General features: G+C 71.7%; 20 protein-coding genes. 18 read left to right on the forward strand and 2 right to left on the reverse strand.

Going from position 1 to position 16,240, the window contains the following annotated elements; all coding sequences use genetic code 11:
* Positions 1–71: 71 nt before the first annotated feature.
* Entirely contained in the window at positions 72–893 is an 822-nt protein-coding gene (locus ACH4VO_RS16700; RefSeq protein ID WP_360997691.1) for a hypothetical protein, read from the forward strand.
* Positions 890–1,150 carry a hypothetical protein gene (locus ACH4VO_RS16705; protein WP_360997693.1) on the forward strand — a complete coding sequence of 87 codons (261 nt, stop codon included), beginning with the start codon at positions 890–892 and terminating at the stop codon, positions 1,148–1,150. Before ACH4VO_RS16700 ends, ACH4VO_RS16705 begins: the two co-directional genes overlap by 4 nt.
* Positions 1,151–1,428: 278 nt before the next feature.
* Here the strand turns inward: ACH4VO_RS16705 and ACH4VO_RS16710 are convergent, their stop codons facing one another.
* On the reverse strand, positions 1,429–1,677 hold the full coding sequence (locus ACH4VO_RS16710) for a hypothetical protein (RefSeq protein WP_360997695.1): 249 nt from the start codon (positions 1,675–1,677) through the stop codon (positions 1,429–1,431).
* A 398-nt stretch (positions 1,678–2,075) separates the two neighbouring features.
* On the opposite strand from ACH4VO_RS16710, the gene ACH4VO_RS16715 reads away from it, so the two are divergent.
* The 4 genes from ACH4VO_RS16715 to ACH4VO_RS16730 all read left to right on the forward strand — a co-directional run bounded on the left by ACH4VO_RS16715 (position 2,076) and on the right by ACH4VO_RS16730 (position 4,198).
* Positions 2,076–2,486, forward strand: a complete 411-nt coding sequence (locus ACH4VO_RS16715; RefSeq protein ID WP_360997697.1) for a hypothetical protein — start codon at positions 2,076–2,078, stop codon at positions 2,484–2,486.
* A 208-nt stretch (positions 2,487–2,694) separates the two neighbouring features.
* Positions 2,695–3,291 carry a phage tail protein gene (locus ACH4VO_RS16720; protein ID WP_360997698.1) on the forward strand — a complete coding sequence of 199 codons (597 nt, stop codon included), beginning with the start codon at positions 2,695–2,697 and terminating at the stop codon, positions 3,289–3,291.
* A gap of 194 nt (positions 3,292–3,485) precedes the next feature.
* On the forward strand, positions 3,486–3,776 hold the full coding sequence (locus ACH4VO_RS16725; protein ID WP_299532172.1) for a hypothetical protein: 291 nt from the start codon (positions 3,486–3,488) through the stop codon (positions 3,774–3,776).
* 65 nt (positions 3,777–3,841) lie between these two features.
* Positions 3,842–4,198: a hypothetical protein gene (locus tag ACH4VO_RS16730; RefSeq protein ID WP_360997699.1), complete on the forward strand. Its 357-nt coding sequence runs from the start codon at positions 3,842–3,844 to the stop codon at positions 4,196–4,198.
* Between the two features lie 150 nt (positions 4,199–4,348).
* On the opposite strand, the gene ACH4VO_RS16735 is transcribed toward ACH4VO_RS16730, so the two are convergent.
* Positions 4,349–4,528, reverse strand: coding sequence for a hypothetical protein (locus ACH4VO_RS16735; protein ID WP_360997701.1), 180 nt, complete (start codon positions 4,526–4,528; stop codon positions 4,349–4,351).
* A gap of 98 nt (positions 4,529–4,626) precedes the next feature.
* On the opposite strand from ACH4VO_RS16735, the gene ACH4VO_RS16740 reads away from it, so the two are divergent.
* From ACH4VO_RS16740 to ACH4VO_RS16795, 12 genes are all read left to right on the forward strand, one after another.
* Positions 4,627–5,379: a hypothetical protein gene (locus ACH4VO_RS16740; RefSeq protein ID WP_360997703.1), complete on the forward strand. Its 753-nt coding sequence runs from the start codon at positions 4,627–4,629 to the stop codon at positions 5,377–5,379.
* A 64-nt stretch (positions 5,380–5,443) separates the two neighbouring features.
* Positions 5,444–6,637 (forward strand): phage tail protein, encoded by a 1,194-nt coding sequence (locus ACH4VO_RS16745; RefSeq protein WP_360997704.1) that lies wholly within the window; start codon positions 5,444–5,446, stop codon positions 6,635–6,637.
* Positions 6,634–7,902, forward strand: coding sequence for a hypothetical protein (locus tag ACH4VO_RS16750; RefSeq protein WP_360997706.1), 1,269 nt, complete (start codon positions 6,634–6,636; stop codon positions 7,900–7,902). Before ACH4VO_RS16745 ends, ACH4VO_RS16750 begins: the two co-directional genes overlap by 4 nt.
* 168 nt (positions 7,903–8,070) lie before the next feature.
* Positions 8,071–9,018: a phage distal tail protein gene (locus ACH4VO_RS16755; protein WP_360997708.1), complete on the forward strand. Its 948-nt coding sequence runs from the start codon at positions 8,071–8,073 to the stop codon at positions 9,016–9,018.
* A gap of 69 nt (positions 9,019–9,087) precedes the next feature.
* Positions 9,088–10,293 carry a hypothetical protein gene (locus tag ACH4VO_RS16760; protein WP_360997710.1) on the forward strand — a complete coding sequence of 402 codons (1,206 nt, stop codon included), beginning with the start codon at positions 9,088–9,090 and terminating at the stop codon, positions 10,291–10,293.
* Positions 10,294–10,303: 10 nt separating this feature from the next.
* Entirely contained in the window at positions 10,304–11,428 is a 1,125-nt protein-coding gene (locus ACH4VO_RS16765) for a hypothetical protein (RefSeq protein ID WP_360997711.1), read from the forward strand.
* A 3-nt stretch (positions 11,429–11,431) separates the two neighbouring features.
* A complete protein-coding gene (locus ACH4VO_RS16770; protein WP_360997713.1) occupies positions 11,432–12,178 on the forward strand; it encodes a hypothetical protein in 747 nt (248 codons plus the stop codon).
* Positions 12,179–12,346: 168 nt separating this feature from the next.
* Positions 12,347–13,795 (forward strand): phage tail protein, encoded by a 1,449-nt coding sequence (locus ACH4VO_RS16775; protein WP_360997715.1) that lies wholly within the window; start codon positions 12,347–12,349, stop codon positions 13,793–13,795.
* 94 nt (positions 13,796–13,889) lie between these two features.
* The gene (locus tag ACH4VO_RS16780) at positions 13,890–14,753 is read left to right on the forward strand and encodes a peptidoglycan-binding protein (RefSeq protein WP_360997717.1); all 864 of its coding nucleotides are present in this window, start codon (positions 13,890–13,892) and stop codon (positions 14,751–14,753) included.
* A gap of 39 nt (positions 14,754–14,792) precedes the next feature.
* A complete protein-coding gene (locus ACH4VO_RS16785) occupies positions 14,793–15,710 on the forward strand; it encodes a peptidoglycan-binding protein (protein ID WP_360997718.1) in 918 nt (305 codons plus the stop codon).
* 13 nt (positions 15,711–15,723) lie between these two features.
* Positions 15,724–15,975, forward strand: coding sequence for a hypothetical protein (locus ACH4VO_RS16790; RefSeq protein ID WP_360997720.1), 252 nt, complete (start codon positions 15,724–15,726; stop codon positions 15,973–15,975).
* Positions 15,962–16,222 (forward strand): hypothetical protein, encoded by a 261-nt coding sequence (locus ACH4VO_RS16795; protein ID WP_360997722.1) that lies wholly within the window; start codon positions 15,962–15,964, stop codon positions 16,220–16,222. The genes ACH4VO_RS16790 and ACH4VO_RS16795 overlap by 14 nt, the downstream gene beginning before the upstream one ends.
* Positions 16,223–16,240 lie beyond the last annotated feature (18 nt).

Genomic DNA, 16,240 nt, shown 5'->3' on the forward strand with positions numbered 1-16,240 from the left:
GGGCACGGTCCGCGGCGAAGCCGGACAGCAGGCACGGAAGCACGCAGGAGCACACAGAAAGAAGGCCCGCCATGGGTGACGAGCAAGAGGTTCCCGGAGCCACCGGACCAGACGCCGGGCAGTCCCCCGGGCACTCCCCCGGAACGACCCGCGACCGGACCGCCGAGGAAGCGGACGGCACCAGTCTCGCCCGGGACGGGGCGCTGTGGGCCGCCACTCTGGCCCGTCAGTTCCCGGATCTGCTGGAGGAGTTGGCGCCCTCCTCGGGCAGCCGCCCGTCCGCCGTCCGGCACGTCCCGGGCCCCGCCGAGCGGGCCGCGCGCGCCGCCCTGAGCCGCACGGAACGCGAGGAGGCGCTGCGCAACGAGCAGCGGGGGCTCGCCGTCCCCGGGCACTCGGCCACCCCCGTGCGGCTGCACGTGTCGGACGCGCTGCGCGACATCAGTGACGGCGTCGTGGAACTGGAGGAGGCGCTCCTCGGCCGGCTCGGGTCAGGCCGTCCGCGCCGCGCCCCGGTCCCCGAGAGGCTCTCCCGGATCACCGGGCTCCTGGGGCACACCGCCGCCGACCCGACGCTCGCCCGGCACGCCCGCGACGAGCTGCGCCGGATGGCCCGGCGGTGCGCCCGGGCCCTGGGCGAGACGGAGACGATGGTCCGGCTGCCGGGGCGCTGCCCCTGGTGCGACTCGGTCTCCCTGCGCGCCTTCCCCGACCGGGAGGCCGTGCTCTGTGTGAATCCGGGGTGCCGCTGCGGGGACGAGGAGTGCGACTGCGTGAGCGATCCGGCCTTCCGCCATCTCTGGGAGGGGGACGCCTGGGCGGCCGCGACAGCCGGCCACCAGGTGGTCGCGGCAGTAGCCCTCCGGGCCGGAAGCGGGGCCGATGCCCGATGACCGCCCCTCGACACCCGTACGACTCGCTCACCGGCGTCACTCTGGTGACCAGCGCCCTGGCGGCCCAGGAGGCGGGGGTGGTGCCCGCGACGATCAGGAAGTGGGTCCAGCTCGGCCATCTGCGGCCCTCCGGGCACCAGGGCAGGAGCCACCTGTACCGGCTGGAGGACGTGTTCGCCGCCGAACGCGCCACCCGCCGCGCCCCTCGGCGCCGTACGGCCACCTCCGCCTCCCCCGGCCCGGCCTCGCAGGGCTGACCGGGGCGGCTCCCGGCCCAGCGACACACACCGGCGCCCCCGGTTCCCGCACAACAGGGAACCGGGGGCGTACGCGTGGGCCCGGGCTCGGCCGCCCCCTCGTACCACTCGCAGGGCGCGCCCAGGGGCGCGGCGTGCGGGGCCGTGGACGACACGGCCGGGGCCGGTCGGTGCGCTGTCGGTGGGCACTCACCGGTGTACGGGCGCGGCGTATCTACGGGGCCTGCACGGGGGCCGGGCAGCCGGGCCGGGCGGCAGCCGGGGCCGGACCGGACCCCTCAGGCGTGGGCCCGGGCGGTGCCGAGGGGCCGCGCCCCTGCGGGTCTCGCGGCCATCGCCTCCTGCCAGCCGGTGGAGAAGCCCCGCAGTTCCGCCTCTCCGGCGATCCGGGCACCCACCTCGCCCACGACCGCGGCCAGGGTTCTGCCCACCTCTCCCGTGTAGCGGCCGGCTTCCGCCGATTCCACGGCCACCGTGACCGCGGCGGCCATGACGTCCGCGAGCCGCTCGTCCGGCTCCCCGGTCACCACGACTGCTCACCGCCGGCAACCGGCCTCCATTCGCTGTTCGTCGTCACGACCCCACACCGTCCTTACGCCTGCGTCGGTCCATCCCATGCTCGGTTCGATCGAATCTCTGTTCGAATCGGCTCGTCAGGATAGCGCAGAACTAGGTGCGACCACCTGGCATATGACGCGACGACACGCGCCCACCTCCTCGGCGCACCTCGACGCTCGAACGCTCGAACCAACCCCTCTCCGACTGAAGTTGGTTGCGCGCACGCAATTCATGGATCACTATGAGTGCAGCGGCGGAGCTGTGCCCACCTCCCTCCGAGGGCACGGTTCCGCCGCCGTCGTGTCCGGCGTGCGTACGGGCCGTACGCACGGGCGTCCGTCCTCGGCCCGTACAAAGGAGTGACACCATGCCCTCATCCGCGCCAGGGACGTTCCCGGACGTCCAGGCGATCGTGCGGGACCTGCTCAAGACGCGCCCGGAGCTGGCGGACGCGTACGTCGACGACGCACCGCCGGCCGGCTTCGACGGGACGCAGAAGGCCGTGCTGATCTCCCGCATGGGCGGTGCCTGGGTCGACGACCTGCACGTGGACCGCCCGCTGATCCAGCTGGAGGTCTACGGGCCGGAGAAGACGGTGGCCCACGCCCTCGCCAACGCCGCCCGCGCCACGCTGCTGGCCGCGACCGGCACCGTCTTCGGCACCTCGTTCGTCAGCGAGGTGGTCGAGGAGGACGGCCCGCGCTGGCTGCCCGACTACGTCTACGCGGGCGCCAACCGCTACATGTGCATCCTCCGCTTCACGGTCCGTACGGACTGACGGCCCCGCGCCGCACTCGCACGGCCGAGACGACTCCACCGGCGACCCGCCGGCGACACCAGGAACCGGCGTCCGACCGCCCACCGGGCCGCGCGACGCCCCACGAACCAGGCCCCGCCGAACCGACTCGGCGGGGCCTTCGCCGTACCCGCCCCGGATACGGCGGCCCCCGCACGGGGGCACCACCCCTGGAAAGGAAGCCACCTTCATGGCTGGTAACAACTCGTCCGAGATCCGCATCGCCGGGACGGGCCGCATCCTCGTGGCCCCGGCCGGCACCCCCGCGCCGACCACGTTCTCCAACGACCCGGCAGCCGACTGGGACAAGGCGGTGTGGCGGGACCTGGGCTACACGTCCACCGACGGCGTGACCTTCTCCAAGAAGGACAAGCTCGACCCGGTCGAGACGTGGCAGGCGGTCAGCCCGGCCCGCTTCATCTACGCGGACCGCGACCTGACGCTGAAGTTCGCCATGCTCCAGTTCAACGAGGACACCCTGCCGTTCTTCATGGGCGGTGACACGGTCTCGGCGGTGAACGCCACCGAGAACCCGGGCGTCTACTCCTACGACGTGCCGGACGGCCCGCAGTTCGACGAGCGCGCCCTCGGCCTGGAGTTCCACGACGGCCTCGAGGTCACCTACCGCTTCGTGATCCCGCGCGGCCAGGTCACCGCGTCGGACGACATCAAGCTGGCCCGCAAGGCCGCCGCCTCGCTGGGCGTCACCTTCACGGCGCTGTCCTCCGGCGAGACCCAGCCGCTGGCGACCTTCGTCATGAAGGACCCGTCGTACGCCAAGGCGTGACCCCGACGCTCCCGGCCTCCGGGGGCGCATCTCCACGGGGTGCCGGCGCTCCGGCCCGCCCGGCGTACCGGCGCCCCGTGACGTCCGCACCGGACGACCCGCACATGCCGCACGTTCGCACGTACCGAACCCGCCGCACCGCGACGCGCCCGACCGGGCAGCCGGTGCGGCGCCCTTCCCGAAACGGAGACCCCATGGCCACCTTCGACGTGTCCGCCGCCCGCGCCCAGCGCATGGAGGCCCTCGGCCGCTCCTGGTCGTTCACCATCGACGGCGACACCTTCGAGCTGCCGACCGAACTGACCCGCGTCACCGCCCGGGCGCTGCGCGGCCTGGACGACAACGACGTCGACGGCCTGCTCGAACTCCTGCTGGGCAAGAAGCAGTTCGCCCGCTTCGCGCAGCTCGACGTCACCATGCAGGACATCGCCGCCATCCTGGAGGCGTACGGCAAGGAGACCGGGCTCGGCCTGGGGGAAGACTGAGCCTCGTCGCGTTCGCCGATGAACACGCCGAGGCTCTCGAAGCGGACCTGCTCCGGCACTACGGGGTGGATCTGCTCGACTGGCACCGGGGGGAGCTCTCCTCCCGCCGGCTCGCGATCCTGATCAAGCACCTGCCGCGGGACAGCGCCACCATCCGCGACACCGACGGCGAGGCCGCCGAGTGGTCCGTCACCGACTACCTGCTGGCGGCGGTCGTGGACCATCTCGCGGCGGCCAACTGGATGTTCTCCGTCGTCAACGGCGACGGGGAGACCGACCCACCGGAACAGCCGGTACCGGTGCCGCGGCCGGGGGACGCGGAGGAGAGGGACGAGCGGGACGAGGAGGCCGGCGACACCACGTCGGCCGACGCCCCGCAGACAGTCCCGAGTCCTGCGGACCTGGCCCGGTTCTTCGGGTGACGCATCCCCGTCGGCCGCCCCGCGCGTCCGGGGCGGCCGACGGGGGGCGTGGCACGCGATCTCTTGTCCGCTACGTTCCGGCGACTGTCAGGGACGCGGGCTGTGCCACGTGCGAATGCGGCGGACACGATGCATGAACGCGGTCTCAGTTCAAAGGGAGAGTGCGTAGATCGCCGAGCCCAGAGAGGCCAATCCCAGACAGAACCACAAAGCGACGATTCCATACCGCCGCCTCTCTCGAGGTACGCCGAAGGAGCCGAGAGCAAAGAAGAAAAACAGGCCCGCAAGCATCATGAGGCCCACGGCGAGAAAGAAAAGCTTGACGTTCACGAACCCCCACTTTCAAGATTTTCCTCCGAACAATATCAGATGCGACTGGGCCGGAGCAAGCAGAAAACCGGTCCGTTCACTTCAGACGGGAGTAATTCATGGGGTCACGCACCACTGAAGAAGTGTACGACAAAGTAGTCGTTGTCGAAGGAAAGGTTGACGGAATAGCAGCAACCGCTCTCACGACCAAGCACTTCGACGAACAGGTAAAAACCCTCAAGACTGCCATCGAAAAGGGCCCCAAGAAGGAGGAGGAACAAACCTGGAAAGACATCGTTAAGGAGACTTCTCCGGTCAAGGAGTTCCTCGCCGTCTTCAAAGGCAGCGATCTCTTGGCCAAGGTGCTGCTGGCAGCCGCGGCCGCGACTGCCGCCGCCGGACTGCTGGCAGGTCTCCTGGTGAAGGCCAAGCAGATGACGATCGCGTACACCGGTCGGACCAGAACCATGGGCACTTTCGGCGCCGTGCGGCCACAAGACGAGATAAACCCCCGCTATTTCGGCCGCGGGCAGCAGGGGGGATGGCGCGGCTGGGGGATGCAGCCCGCCGAAACGCCGCTGGCACAGGGGGAGGGTGCGGGACAGGGCTCGGTACAGGCGCAGCGACCGAACCTCACCTCGGCCACACAGATCGACGAGGTCAAGACGGCCATGGTGAGGCTGAACGCCGAGATCGATACATATCGCGGAAAAGTACGTGGCCTTGCCACCCCCAGTGCGATGCGACAGATGGCTTCGGCGGCCAAGAAACTGGAGAACGCCGCCAAGAAGCACCAGACCATCGACACGCTGGCCACCTCGATCGGCGCTCTCAACAGAGAAATGCGCACGCTGGCCGGAACTGCGAGCTGACTCGGCAGGGCGAGTTCCGGCGAGGACCTCTCCGGCAGCCGACCATTAAACGATCGGAATCCGCATGGCACTGACCGCCACCCTCAAGAAGGCGTCGGACAATCTCCGTACCTTCAAGACCAGTCTCGATCAGGCAGGCCGCGCCGCGACCGGCCTGAGACAGAACGTACAGAGCAGCAGCAGCGGCATGACCGGGATGAAAAGCGCATCCCAGCAATCCGCGAAGGAAATGAAATCGCTTCAGCAGGCCGCCGACAAGACGGAGAGGTCCGTCACCAAGGCCGGCAAATCCGGGCAGACCGGCGGGACGGGCCTCGGCAAGTTCGAGGCGGGTGCCTCCAAGGCCGACAAGGGCATGAAGGGCCTCAACAAGTCGATGAAGGGCAACCTCATCGGCGTCCTGCTCGACCTGCTGGCCCCGCTGATCGCCAAGGTCGTGGACATGGCGACGCGCTCGAAGACGATGCAGAAGGTCCTCAGCACCGCGTTCTCCGTCATCAAGAGCGTGATCACCGCGGTGATGAAAGCCGTCGGCCCGATCATGCAGTCAGCGGGCAAGCTCATGAAGAGCGTGTGGAACGGGATCAAGACCGCCGTCTCCGTGGTCGTGAAGGCGGTTGCGACCGTCATCAAGACCTACTTCACCCTCTGGAAGACGATTATCACGACGGCCATGAACGCCGTGAAGAAGGTCATCACCACCGTCTGGAACGGCATCAAGTCCGTCATCTCCCCGGTGGTGAACTGGATCAAAAGCGTCGTCCCCGCCGCCTTCAGCGCCGTCAAGAGCAAGCTGTCCAGCGCCTGGAACGGCCTGAAGTCCATCGCGAGCAACGCCTTCGGGGCGATCACGGGCGCGGTCAGCGGCCCGATCAACGCGGTGATCGGGCTGATCAACTCCGCGATCGGCAAGCTCAACGGCATCAAAGTGTCCGTGCCCGGCTGGGTGCCGGTCGTCGGCGGGAAGTCCTTCGGCATCCACCTGCCGACCATCCCCCGCCTCGCCCAGGGCGGTATCGTCCAGCCGCGCAACGGCGGTGTACACACCATCGTCGCCGAAGCCGGTGAAGCGGAGGCGGTACTGCCGCTCTCCAAGCTCAGCAGGCTCCTGAGCCACACCACCCGGGCCGGCCAGGTGGGCAACGGTGCCGCCGCCACGGACGGTGGCTTCTACATCGAGCAGTACTACGAGGCATCGAGCAGCAGTGTCCAGGACACCGCCGGCGCGTTGCTGTTCCTGTCGAAGGCCCGAGGATGAGTGTCGGCGACCCGCTGGCCGGAATCGCGGCGCCCCTGCGCAGTTTCGCCGGCAACGTCTCCGGGGCACGCGGCGCCACACAACGCCTCACCACCTCACTCCGCCAGGTCAGCGCCGCGGTCGACCGGATCAGGGCCGGTGCCGTCTCGACGGGCAACGGCGTCAGAGCCATCACCTCCCCGGCCACAAAGGCCGCGGGCGGATTCCGCAGACTCGGCACCTCCGCCTCCACCGCCGCGACCCGCATCCGCGCCGGCGCCACCAAGGCCCGCGGCCCCGTCGCGATCCTGGGCACACTCGCCGCCGGCGCCGGGGCCTTCGGCTCCATGACCGACCTGTTCGGGAAGTACGCCCCGACCGTCACCAAGGCCATGACCGCCTTCGGTGTCGCCCTGACCGTCGGCTCCGTCGTCATGACCGGGATCAACACGGCCATGAAGGCGAACCCGCTCGGCTTCGTTCTCGGCATCGTCACCCCGCTCGTCGCCCTGCTCATCGACTACGCGATGAACTCAGCCACCGGCCAGAAGGTGATCCAGCAGGTCTTCGCATCCGCGCTGGACGTGTTCCGCTCCGTCTGGGCGTTCATGGCTCCCGTCATCAAGAGCTGGGCGAAGACCGTGTCCGAGGTGTTCGAAGGGGTGCGGCGGACCGTCGGCGCCGTCCTGAAGACGCTCGGCTCCGCTCTCAGGTCCGGCTTCGAGGGCGCGCGGAGCTCCGTCTCCTCGGCGACCCACGCCGTGACCTCGATCGTCAAGGGAGCCTGGAACGGCTTCAAGGGCGTCATCCAGCCGACGCTCACCTGGCTGACGAAGACGCTCCCTTCGGCCTTCACCCGGGTCCGCGACGCCATGTCGAAGTCCCTGCACGGCATGGGTACGTTCATGTCCACCGGCATCCAGACGATCGCCGGTGTCATCACCGGCCCCGTCAAGGGGTTGATCGCCTTCGCCAACTGGATCATCGACGGGCTCAACCACCTGAGCTTCAACTTCCTCGGCAAGAAGTTCGGCGTGCACCTGTCGAAGATCCCGCAGCTCGCCGAGGGCGGGGTCGTGCTCCCGGCCGCCGTGCCGGGAGCCTCCTCCGTACAGCCGCTCTCCCAGCTCGGCCGGTACCTCCCCGCGCGGGCCGGCGCCTCCGCCACCACCGGGCCCGCCTTCTTCGCCGGCCGCCCCGGGGTCCGCGTCTACCAGGAGCGCGAGGGCAGCAGCCCGATGACCGTCGCGGAAGACCTGCACTTCCTGTACCGCACCGCGGCCTGATCCCCGGTCCGTACGCGTCGGCGCCGCGCCCCGGCCACGCGTCCCGCACCGCCCCGCCGGGCTCCCGCATGCCCGCCCACCGCCCGGACGGCCCGGAACACCCGCACCGTCACCGACGGACGGCGCCCTTCCCGTACGCCCCGACCCGAAGCGAGGTGACGGCCCGACATGGCCGATACCGTCTCCACCCTCCCGAACCCCCTCTCCGACGACACCACCCCCGGCTCACTGATCACCCGCGACGGCCAGATCCAGTGGGGCGGGCTCCTCATGGGTGCCGGTACGCCCTACCCGGTCGACCGCACCGGGATCACCGGCTGGGAGGACCTGCCCGAACTGGATCTGGGCGACGTCCTCCGGCCGGACCAGCACGGTTCCTGGCCCGGTGACCGATGGGCGCAGCCCCGGCTGGTCGGGGCGACCGTCTGGCTCGCACCGCCGGCCGGGACCCGCCCGCTCGCCACCGCCACCGCCTTCCGCGCCGCCACCGGTCCCGGCGGCCGGGAGCGCTGGCTCGCCGTCCGGCTGCTGGGCGAGACCCTCGCCGTCCGGGCCAGGGTCAGCCGCCGCGTCGTACCGCAGGACCGCTCCTACGCCGTCCAGGGGTTCGCCAAGGTCAGCCTCCAGTGGACCGCCACCGACCCGCGCCGCTACGGCACCGTCCGCCACGAGGCCATCACCGGACTGCCGGTCAACGAGGCCGGGATGGCCTGGGACGACGACGCCGGATCCGGTCTGGTGTGGCCCCTGAGCTGGGGGGCGAACGGCACCGCCGGCTCGATCACGGCGGTCAACGAGGGGGGCGCGGCGGTCTGTCCCGTCGTGGAGTTCCGCGGCCCCGTGCAGCGCCCCTCGCTGACGCGGCTCTCCGACGGCCGCCAGATCCGGTACAACCTGGCGCTGGGCGCCGGGGACATCCTCACGGTCGACACCGAGGCCGGAACGGTCCTGCTCAACGGCACCGCGTCCCGCATCTACACCGCCACCCCGGACTCCTCGCCCGAGCAGCTGTTCCAGCTGGAGCCGGGGACCACCGACCTGGCCTTCCGCTCGGACGACGTCACCGCGTCCCCGGACGCCTCGGTGACCGTCCGCTGGCGCGACGGGCACTGGTGACCGGCCCCGCTCCCCGTACCGCAGTTCCCCACCACCGCAGCACCTCGCCGATCCCTCCAGGAGGACCTCATGCCCGTGCGCAGCGCATGGCTCGTCAACCGCACCGACGCCGAGTCCGGCCAGTCCCGCGCCGACACCCGGCTCGCCCCGACCGGCACCATGACCCCGACGAGCGGGCTCGCCAGCCGCAGCGGCATCATCCCGGGCTCGCCCGACGGCAAGTCCCTGATGTCCGCGTTCTACGTCTTCAGCTCCACCTCCGGCATGACCGCCACGGTCGCCCCCGGCCGTGCCGTCGTCCAGGGCGGCGAGGCGGCGGGCGCCTACCCGGTCGTCCTCACCGACTACACCACGGTGGTCTTCGCCGACGGCGACGCCAACAACCCGCGCATCGACCTGGTCGTCCTGCGAATCTACGACGCCCAGGTCGACAAGTCGGGCCGTACCGAGGCCGTCCTGGAGATCGTCCAGGGCGCGCCCGAAGGCAACCCGCAGGTCCCGCAGGTCCCGCCGGCCTCCTTGCCGCTGGCGACCGTGCGGGTCCCGGCGGGCGCCTCGGTCGGCACGGGCGGCATCGCCTGGGCGTCCGCCGTCGCCAACCTGCGTACCAGCACCGTCGCGGCCGGCGGCATCCTGCCGCTCTACGGGAACACCAACGAGAGCGGCGCCTACCCGGGCCAGTACCGCGACATCGGCACCCAGCTCCAGCGCTGGGACGGCGGCAACTGGGCCGGCTACCCCAGCCAGATCGGCGGCATCGCTCCGACGGGCCAGCTCGCCACCGGCGGGTACGTGGGCCAGTACCGCGACAACGACGGCCGCCTGGAGCGGTGGAGCGGCACCACGTGGGTGCTCGCGATGCCGAGCCCGGAGTTCTCGTACAACAACGACGGCGGCTACTGCAAGACCACCACCTGGTCGGAGGCGCTGACCGGTACCAACGGGCCGACGATCACCACCACCTTCACCGCTCCGGTGTCCGGCAAGGTCCTCGTCCACCTCGGTTTCCAGGGGCAGCCGTCGGTGGACGGCGGCTGGGGCCGGATGTCCGCCAACATCCGCAAGGACGGCGTCCTGGTCACCGGTCTCGGCGCCGACGAGGTCCGCTCGGCCATCGACACCGGCCGGGGCAACCAGTCCGTGAGCACCGTGTTCCCGGTCACCGGCCTCCAGGCCGGCGCCCAGTACACCGCCGTCTCCGCCTACTCCTCCAGTGCCACGACCAACAACCACTGGTTCGACAACCGGTTCGTCCGCGTCGACCCGATGCTCTGAGGAGGCCCGCGTGACGAGTTCGCCCCGTACGGCGTACACCCCGCTCACCCCCGTCTACCGGGCGGTCTTCTGCGACCTGCGCACCGATCAGGTGGTGGACGTGCTGCCGCTGACGGAGACCAAGTTCGACGACTACATCGGCAAGCCGGGATCGCTGTCGGCGACGGTCCCACTGCCGGACGCCGCCCTGGCCCGCCGGGCCAGGGCGGCGCTGGTACCCGGCCGCACCGCGGTGTGGCTGGAGCGCGACGGCGACATCTGGTGGGGCGGGGTCCTCTGGACCTGCACCCCGTCCAGCGACGAACGCGGGCGTCTCCAGGCGCAGTTCCAGGCCGGCACCTTCGACTCCTACCTCGACCACCGCATCCTGGCGCGGGACATCTCCTACACGGCGCTCGACCAGTTCGAGATCGCGCGGCTGCTCGTCGCGCACGCCCAGGAACAGCCCGGCGGCGACATCGGCATCCAGCTCGGCAACGAGATGTCCGGCATCGCGCGGGACTGCGCCTTCCCCTACTCCTCCCTGACCCGGGTCAGGGAGGTGCTGGACCAGCTGTCCAAGCTGGCCGACGGGTTCGAGTGGCGGGTGCACTGCTACCGGGACGCGGAGGGCCGGCGTGCCAAGCGGCTCCAGCTCGGGCATCCGCTGATCACCGCCGGCGCCTCCGACATCGTCCTGGACCACCCCGGCCAGGTCCTCACCTACAGCCTGCCGTCCGACTCGACCGTGCAGGCCGACGTGTGGGTGGCGCGCGGCGACTCACCCAACAGCGACCAGGCGCAGGAGTCCCAGCCCCTCACCGTCTCCGTCGAGTCGCCCGAGGACCTCGCGGCGGGCTGGCCCCGGCTGGAGTCCACCTCGGACCACAGCGGGGTCACCGACGAGACGACACTGCGGTCCCTGGCCGGCGCCGAACTGGCCCGCCAGCGCCTGCCGGAGGTGATCCCGGAGATCACCGTACGGCTGGACGGCCGCATCACCCCGGCGTTGCTCGGTGCCCGCATCCGGCTGCGGCTGCGGGACCTGTGGCACCAGGAGCCGCAGGACGAGCAGTACCGGGTCGTCGGCATCGCGGTGGAACCGCCCCAGCGCACCAAGGCCGAGACGGCAACCCTCTACCTGGAAGGGGTGTAGGACATGGCCACCGTCCCCACCGATCTCCTGGACCGTGTCCGGGAGATGGAACGGCGCATCCGCGGGCTGATGGCGAGTGCCAACAGCGGTCCCGCGATGAACCAGGTCGGCAGCGGTGACATCGTCGTCGGCGACCGGGGCCGCATCCGCGCCAGGACCTCGCTCGGCGAGGACCTGCTGCTGGTCGGCCGGGTCCAGCCGGACCGCGACACCGAGTCCAAGGCGTATCAACAGGGCCTGGAACTGCGGCGCGACGACGGGTCGCTGGCGCTCTCCCTGATCACCGCCGACCCGGTGAACGCTCCGGTGCAGGCGTTGCGCGTCCTCGACCACCGGGGCGACACCGTCCTGGCGACCGACGCGGCCCACGGGGGGCTGGCCCGCCCCTACCTGCCCTTCCCGACCCCGGCCCCGGTGCGCAGAACGGGCTGGGAGTCCACCGGCTCGACCGACTGGACCACGCTCTACGCCGGCCCCGGCTTCGCCCAGCACCCCAAGGTGTACTGCGCGCTGGCCGTCTCAGGGACCGTGGGGGCAGCCGTACGGCTCCTCGTCGACGGCACCCCGGTCGGCGCGGAGCAGACCCTGACCGGCACCGCCGGACAGACCGCCGACCTCACCGTGACCCTGGTCGAGGACCTCCCGGCATCCTTCGGCGACACGGTGACCTTCGAGATCCAGGCCAGGGTCGCGGCCGCGGGCGACACCGTCGCCTGCCTGCCGCGCGGCCTGTACGGCGTCCAGTCCTGACCCGCGGGAGGCGGGAGCCGGCCCACCGGCCACCGCACGGAACTCCCGTGCCGCTCCCGCCTCCCCGTACCGGCCCCCGCCGGTGCCGCGCCACACCTCCCCGTCCCGCACGCCCGCTTCCGGGACACCCGCGCCCATCACACCTGCTTCCCAGACACCGGAGTTCCCGTGCTGCCTGAATCCATCCCGACCGTCCGGCTCACCGCCCAGTACCTCTCCCTCGACGGCCGCCCGCACAGCGGGAACGTCGAGTTCCGGCCGCCGGCGCTGCTCACCCACTCCGAGGCCGACCTCTTCGTCGGCGGCCCCGTCGTCGCCTCCCTCGACTCCGAGGGCCGGATCGACGTCACGCTCCCGGCCACCGACGCCGAGGGCTGGAACCCGTACGGCTGGACGTACGCCGTCACCGAGCGGATCGCCGGGGTCGGCCGCAACCGCACCTACCGCATCGCCCTGCCGGCCGCCGTGGCGGAGATCGACCTCGCCGACATCGCCCCCGCCGACCCGGCCGGAGCCCAGTACGTGACCGTCCCGGGTCCCCCCGGGCCGCAGGGCGAACCGGGGCCGCAGGGCCCGGCGGGCCCGGTGCGCTCGGTCAACGGCCACACCGAGACCGACATCGTCCTGGCCGCCGCCGACATCGGCGCCGTGGCCACGTCCGCCGCCGGCCGGGCCGGCGGGGTCGCCCAGCTCGACGCCGTGGGCAAGGTGCCGCTCGCCCAACTGCCGGACGGCACCGGCCAGGGCGTCACCTCCCTCAACGGGAAGACCGGGGCGGTCACGCTCGCGGCGGCCGACCTGGGGGCCCTCACCCCTGCCGCCGCCGACACCCGGTACCTGGCCATCGGCGCCGCGCCGGTCACGTCCGTCAACGGGCAGACCGGCGCCATCACCCTGACCTCGAACGATCTCGGTGCGGTCCCCGCCGACCAGGCCGTCCTGCTCACCGGCGCCCAGACCATCGAGGGCGCCAAGACCTTCTCGACCGTTCCGGCCGTCTCCGCGGACCCGGCCACCGCCAACCAGCTGGTCCGCCGCTCCTACGTGGACGCCGTGGCCTCCTCCGGTACCTGGACCCCCGCCTCGGTCGGGTTCAAGGCGTGGGCGTTCGACCCGGCGGCGTCGTCCGTGACCAGCCCGCAGTACTGCATCAACGGCACCGTGTACCTCATCGGCGTACCGCTCACCACCGCGGCGACCGTCACCAACGTCGTCTTCTACGTGCCCGGTTTCGCCGGCACCGGGCTCGCCTCCACCTCCTACGCCGGTCTCTACACCAGCGCCGGTGCCCGCGTCGGGGTCACCGGCACACTCGACAAGCTGATCACCAAGACCGAGGGCACCACCTTCGTCCTGAAACTGACCACGGCGTACGCCGCGGCGGCGGGCAACTACTGGGTGGCGCTGCTGATCAACGGCCCCGACCCGAAGACGAACGGTCCCGCCTTCATGGTGGGCGCCAGCGTCGGCAACTACCCGGGCGGCAGCGCCCGGATGCCGGGCGCCTTCGTCCGGCACGCCCGGCTCGCCGCCACCGGCCTGACCTCGCTGCCCACCTCGTTCACGCCGTCGACCATCGTCGCGGACGCCAACGCCATCTGGGCCGCCGTCTCCTGACCGGCCCCCCACCCCTCCAGCCGGCCGGTGCGTGTCCCCGCGCACCGGCCGGCTCTCCGCCCTGTCCCGGAACAACCCCGAACAAGGAGCACCCATGGCAACCCCGCTCACAGCCGACACCCTCGTCGCCGCCCTGACCGCCGAAGGCGTCCACGTCGTCGAGTACGGCGACTGGCGCACCCACAACCGCAACACCCAGGGCGCCTGGGGCCCGGTCAACGGCGTGGTCGTCCACCACACCGTCACCTCCGGGACCGACGCGTCCGTCGCTCTCTGCTACGACGGCTACGCCGAACTGCCGGGCCCGCTCTGCCACGGCGTCATCGCCAAGGACGGCACCGTCCACCTCGTCGGCAACGGCCGTGCCAACCACGCCGGTCTCGGCGACGACGACGTGCTGGCCGCCGTCGTCAATGAGAGCGCACTGCCTGCCCCGGACGAGAACAACACCGACGGGAACGCCCGTTTCTACGGCTTCGAGTGCGTCAACCTCGGAGACGGCTCCGACCCGTGGCCCGAGATCCAGCTGGAGGCCGTGGCCCGGGTGTCGGCCGCGATCTGCCGGGCGCACGGATGGAACGCCGCCTCGGTCATCGGCCACCTGGAGTGGACCAATACGAAGATCGACCCCAAGGGCTTCAGCATGGCGTCCATGCGCTCACGGGTGGCCGCCCTGCTGGCCGCGGCCCCGGGCGGAAGCGCCGTGCGCTACCAGCCGTTCCCGGGCACCGCGTTCTTCACGTCGGCGCCCCGCTCCACCATCGTCTCCGCGATGGGCGGACGCCTCGTCGCCGAGGGCTGCTCCGCGTACACCGACGGCCCCGGCCCGCAGTGGAGCGAGGCCGACCGCGCCTCGTACGCCCTGTGGCAGCGGAAGCTCGGCTACACCGGCGCGGACGCCGACGGCTGGCCGGGCGCCGGCTCCTGGGCCGCGCTGAAGGTCCCGTACACCGCCTGACCCCGACCGGAGCCGCCCGATCCCTCACCGGAGGACCTCATGGCCACACCTCTCACCGCCGGCCAGTTGCTCGCCGCGTTGCACGCCGAAGGCGTCGACGTCGTCGAGTACGGGAGCTGGCGCACCCACAACCGCAACCACGTGGGCGCCTGGGGCCCGCTGAACGGCGTGATGATCCACCACACCGTCAGCAGCGGCACCGACGCCTCCGTCGCGCTCTGCTACAACGGCCACTCCGCACTGCCGGGCCCGCTCTGCCACGGCGTCATCGACAAGGCCGGCACCGTCCACCTGGTCGGCAACGGCCGGGCCAACCACGCCGGCGGCGGCGATCCCGCCGTGCTCGACCGGGTGATCGCCGAGGACTACGGCGACCGGCCGCCCGCCCCGCACGAACACGAGGGCAGCGCGGGCTCCGTCGACGGCAACGCCCGCTTCTACGGGTTCGAGTGCGTCAACCTGGGCGACGGCGAGGACCCCTGGCCGACCGCCCAGCTCGACGCGATCGAACGCGTCTCCGCGGCCATCTGCCGGGCCCACGGCTGGACCGCGCGCAGTGTCATCGGCCACCTGGAGTGGTCCGACCGGAAGGTCGACCCCCGCGGCTTCACCATGCCGTCCCTGCGGGACCGCATCGCCACCCGGCTCGCCGGCCCGGCGAGCGGTCCCTCCGCGGAGAAGCCGTCCGGCGGGAGTACCGCCCCCCGCTACCAGCCGTTCCCCGGGGCCTCCTTCTTCACCGGACGCACCAGCTCCCCCGTGATCACCGCCATGGGCCGCAGGCTCGTCGCCGAGAGCTGCTCGTCCTACGCCGTCGGGCCGGGCCCCCGCTGGACCGAGGCGGACGCCCGGTCGTACGCCGCCTGGCAGCGCAAGCTCGGCTTCCGGGGTGGCGACGCCGACGGCGTGCCGGGGCGGGCGTCCTGGAACGCCCTCAAGGTCCCGTACACGAAGTGAGGAGTCCGCAGCCATGTCCGACGCCGCCCGCCGTACCGCCCGCACCGTGGTCCAGACCGCCCTCGCCCTTGCCGTGCTTCTGCCCGCGCTTGTCGACGCGTCCGGGCTCCCGGCGACCCTGCCCCGGGTCGCCGGGGCCCTGGCCGTCGCGGGGGCGGTGACCCGCCTCATGGCCGTACCCGGGCTGCAGGCCCTTCTCCCGGGGTGGCTCCGCAGCGAACCGCCCGGGACCGACACCGCCGGAGCCGCCCATGACCGAGACTGACCCGAACAACGCCGTCGCCGTGGCCCTGGAGCTGGAACGCCTGCGCGGCAGCCTGGAGGCCGGCTTCGCCCGGGCCGACGGCCAGCTGGCGCTGCTGGTGCAGCGCAGCGACCAGACCGACAAACAGCTGGCGGACCACGAGGCCCGCCTCGACACGCTGGAACGCTCCCGCTGGCCGCTGGCGAGCATCGGCGCGCTCACCGCGACCGCCGCCCTCGTCCTCGCCGTATGGGAGACCATGCGCTGACCGCACCGGGGCGGCCCG

The organism is Streptomyces sp. NPDC020780 (assembly GCF_044334475.1).
Taxonomy (GTDB): Bacteria; Actinomycetota; Actinomycetes; order Streptomycetales; family Streptomycetaceae; genus Streptomyces.

Excerpts from the sequence above, each read along its gene's own strand:
- ACH4VO_RS16700 (WP_360997691.1), top strand. The coding sequence starts at position 72 with ATGGGTGACGAGCAAGAGGTTCCCGGAGCCACCGGACCAGACGCCGGG.
- ACH4VO_RS16705 (WP_360997693.1), top strand. The coding sequence starts at position 890 with ATGACCGCCCCTCGACACCCGTACGACTCGCTCACCGGCGTCACTCTG.
- ACH4VO_RS16715 (WP_360997697.1), top strand. The coding sequence starts at position 2,076 with ATGCCCTCATCCGCGCCAGGGACGTTCCCGGACGTCCAGGCGATCGTG.
- ACH4VO_RS16720 (WP_360997698.1), top strand. The coding sequence starts at position 2,695 with ATGGCTGGTAACAACTCGTCCGAGATCCGCATCGCCGGGACGGGCCGC.
- ACH4VO_RS16725 (WP_299532172.1), top strand. The coding sequence starts at position 3,486 with ATGGCCACCTTCGACGTGTCCGCCGCCCGCGCCCAGCGCATGGAGGCC.
- ACH4VO_RS16740 (WP_360997703.1), top strand. The coding sequence starts at position 4,627 with ATGGGGTCACGCACCACTGAAGAAGTGTACGACAAAGTAGTCGTTGTC.
- ACH4VO_RS16745 (WP_360997704.1), top strand. The coding sequence starts at position 5,444 with ATGGCACTGACCGCCACCCTCAAGAAGGCGTCGGACAATCTCCGTACC.
- ACH4VO_RS16750 (WP_360997706.1), top strand. The coding sequence starts at position 6,634 with ATGAGTGTCGGCGACCCGCTGGCCGGAATCGCGGCGCCCCTGCGCAGT.
- ACH4VO_RS16755 (WP_360997708.1), top strand. The coding sequence starts at position 8,071 with ATGGCCGATACCGTCTCCACCCTCCCGAACCCCCTCTCCGACGACACC.
- ACH4VO_RS16760 (WP_360997710.1), top strand. The coding sequence starts at position 9,088 with ATGCCCGTGCGCAGCGCATGGCTCGTCAACCGCACCGACGCCGAGTCC.
- ACH4VO_RS16770 (WP_360997713.1), top strand. The coding sequence starts at position 11,432 with ATGGCCACCGTCCCCACCGATCTCCTGGACCGTGTCCGGGAGATGGAA.
- ACH4VO_RS16780 (WP_360997717.1), top strand. The coding sequence starts at position 13,890 with ATGGCAACCCCGCTCACAGCCGACACCCTCGTCGCCGCCCTGACCGCC.
- ACH4VO_RS16785 (WP_360997718.1), top strand. The coding sequence starts at position 14,793 with ATGGCCACACCTCTCACCGCCGGCCAGTTGCTCGCCGCGTTGCACGCC.
- ACH4VO_RS16790 (WP_360997720.1), top strand. The coding sequence starts at position 15,724 with ATGTCCGACGCCGCCCGCCGTACCGCCCGCACCGTGGTCCAGACCGCC.
- ACH4VO_RS16795 (WP_360997722.1), top strand. The coding sequence starts at position 15,962 with ATGACCGAGACTGACCCGAACAACGCCGTCGCCGTGGCCCTGGAGCTG.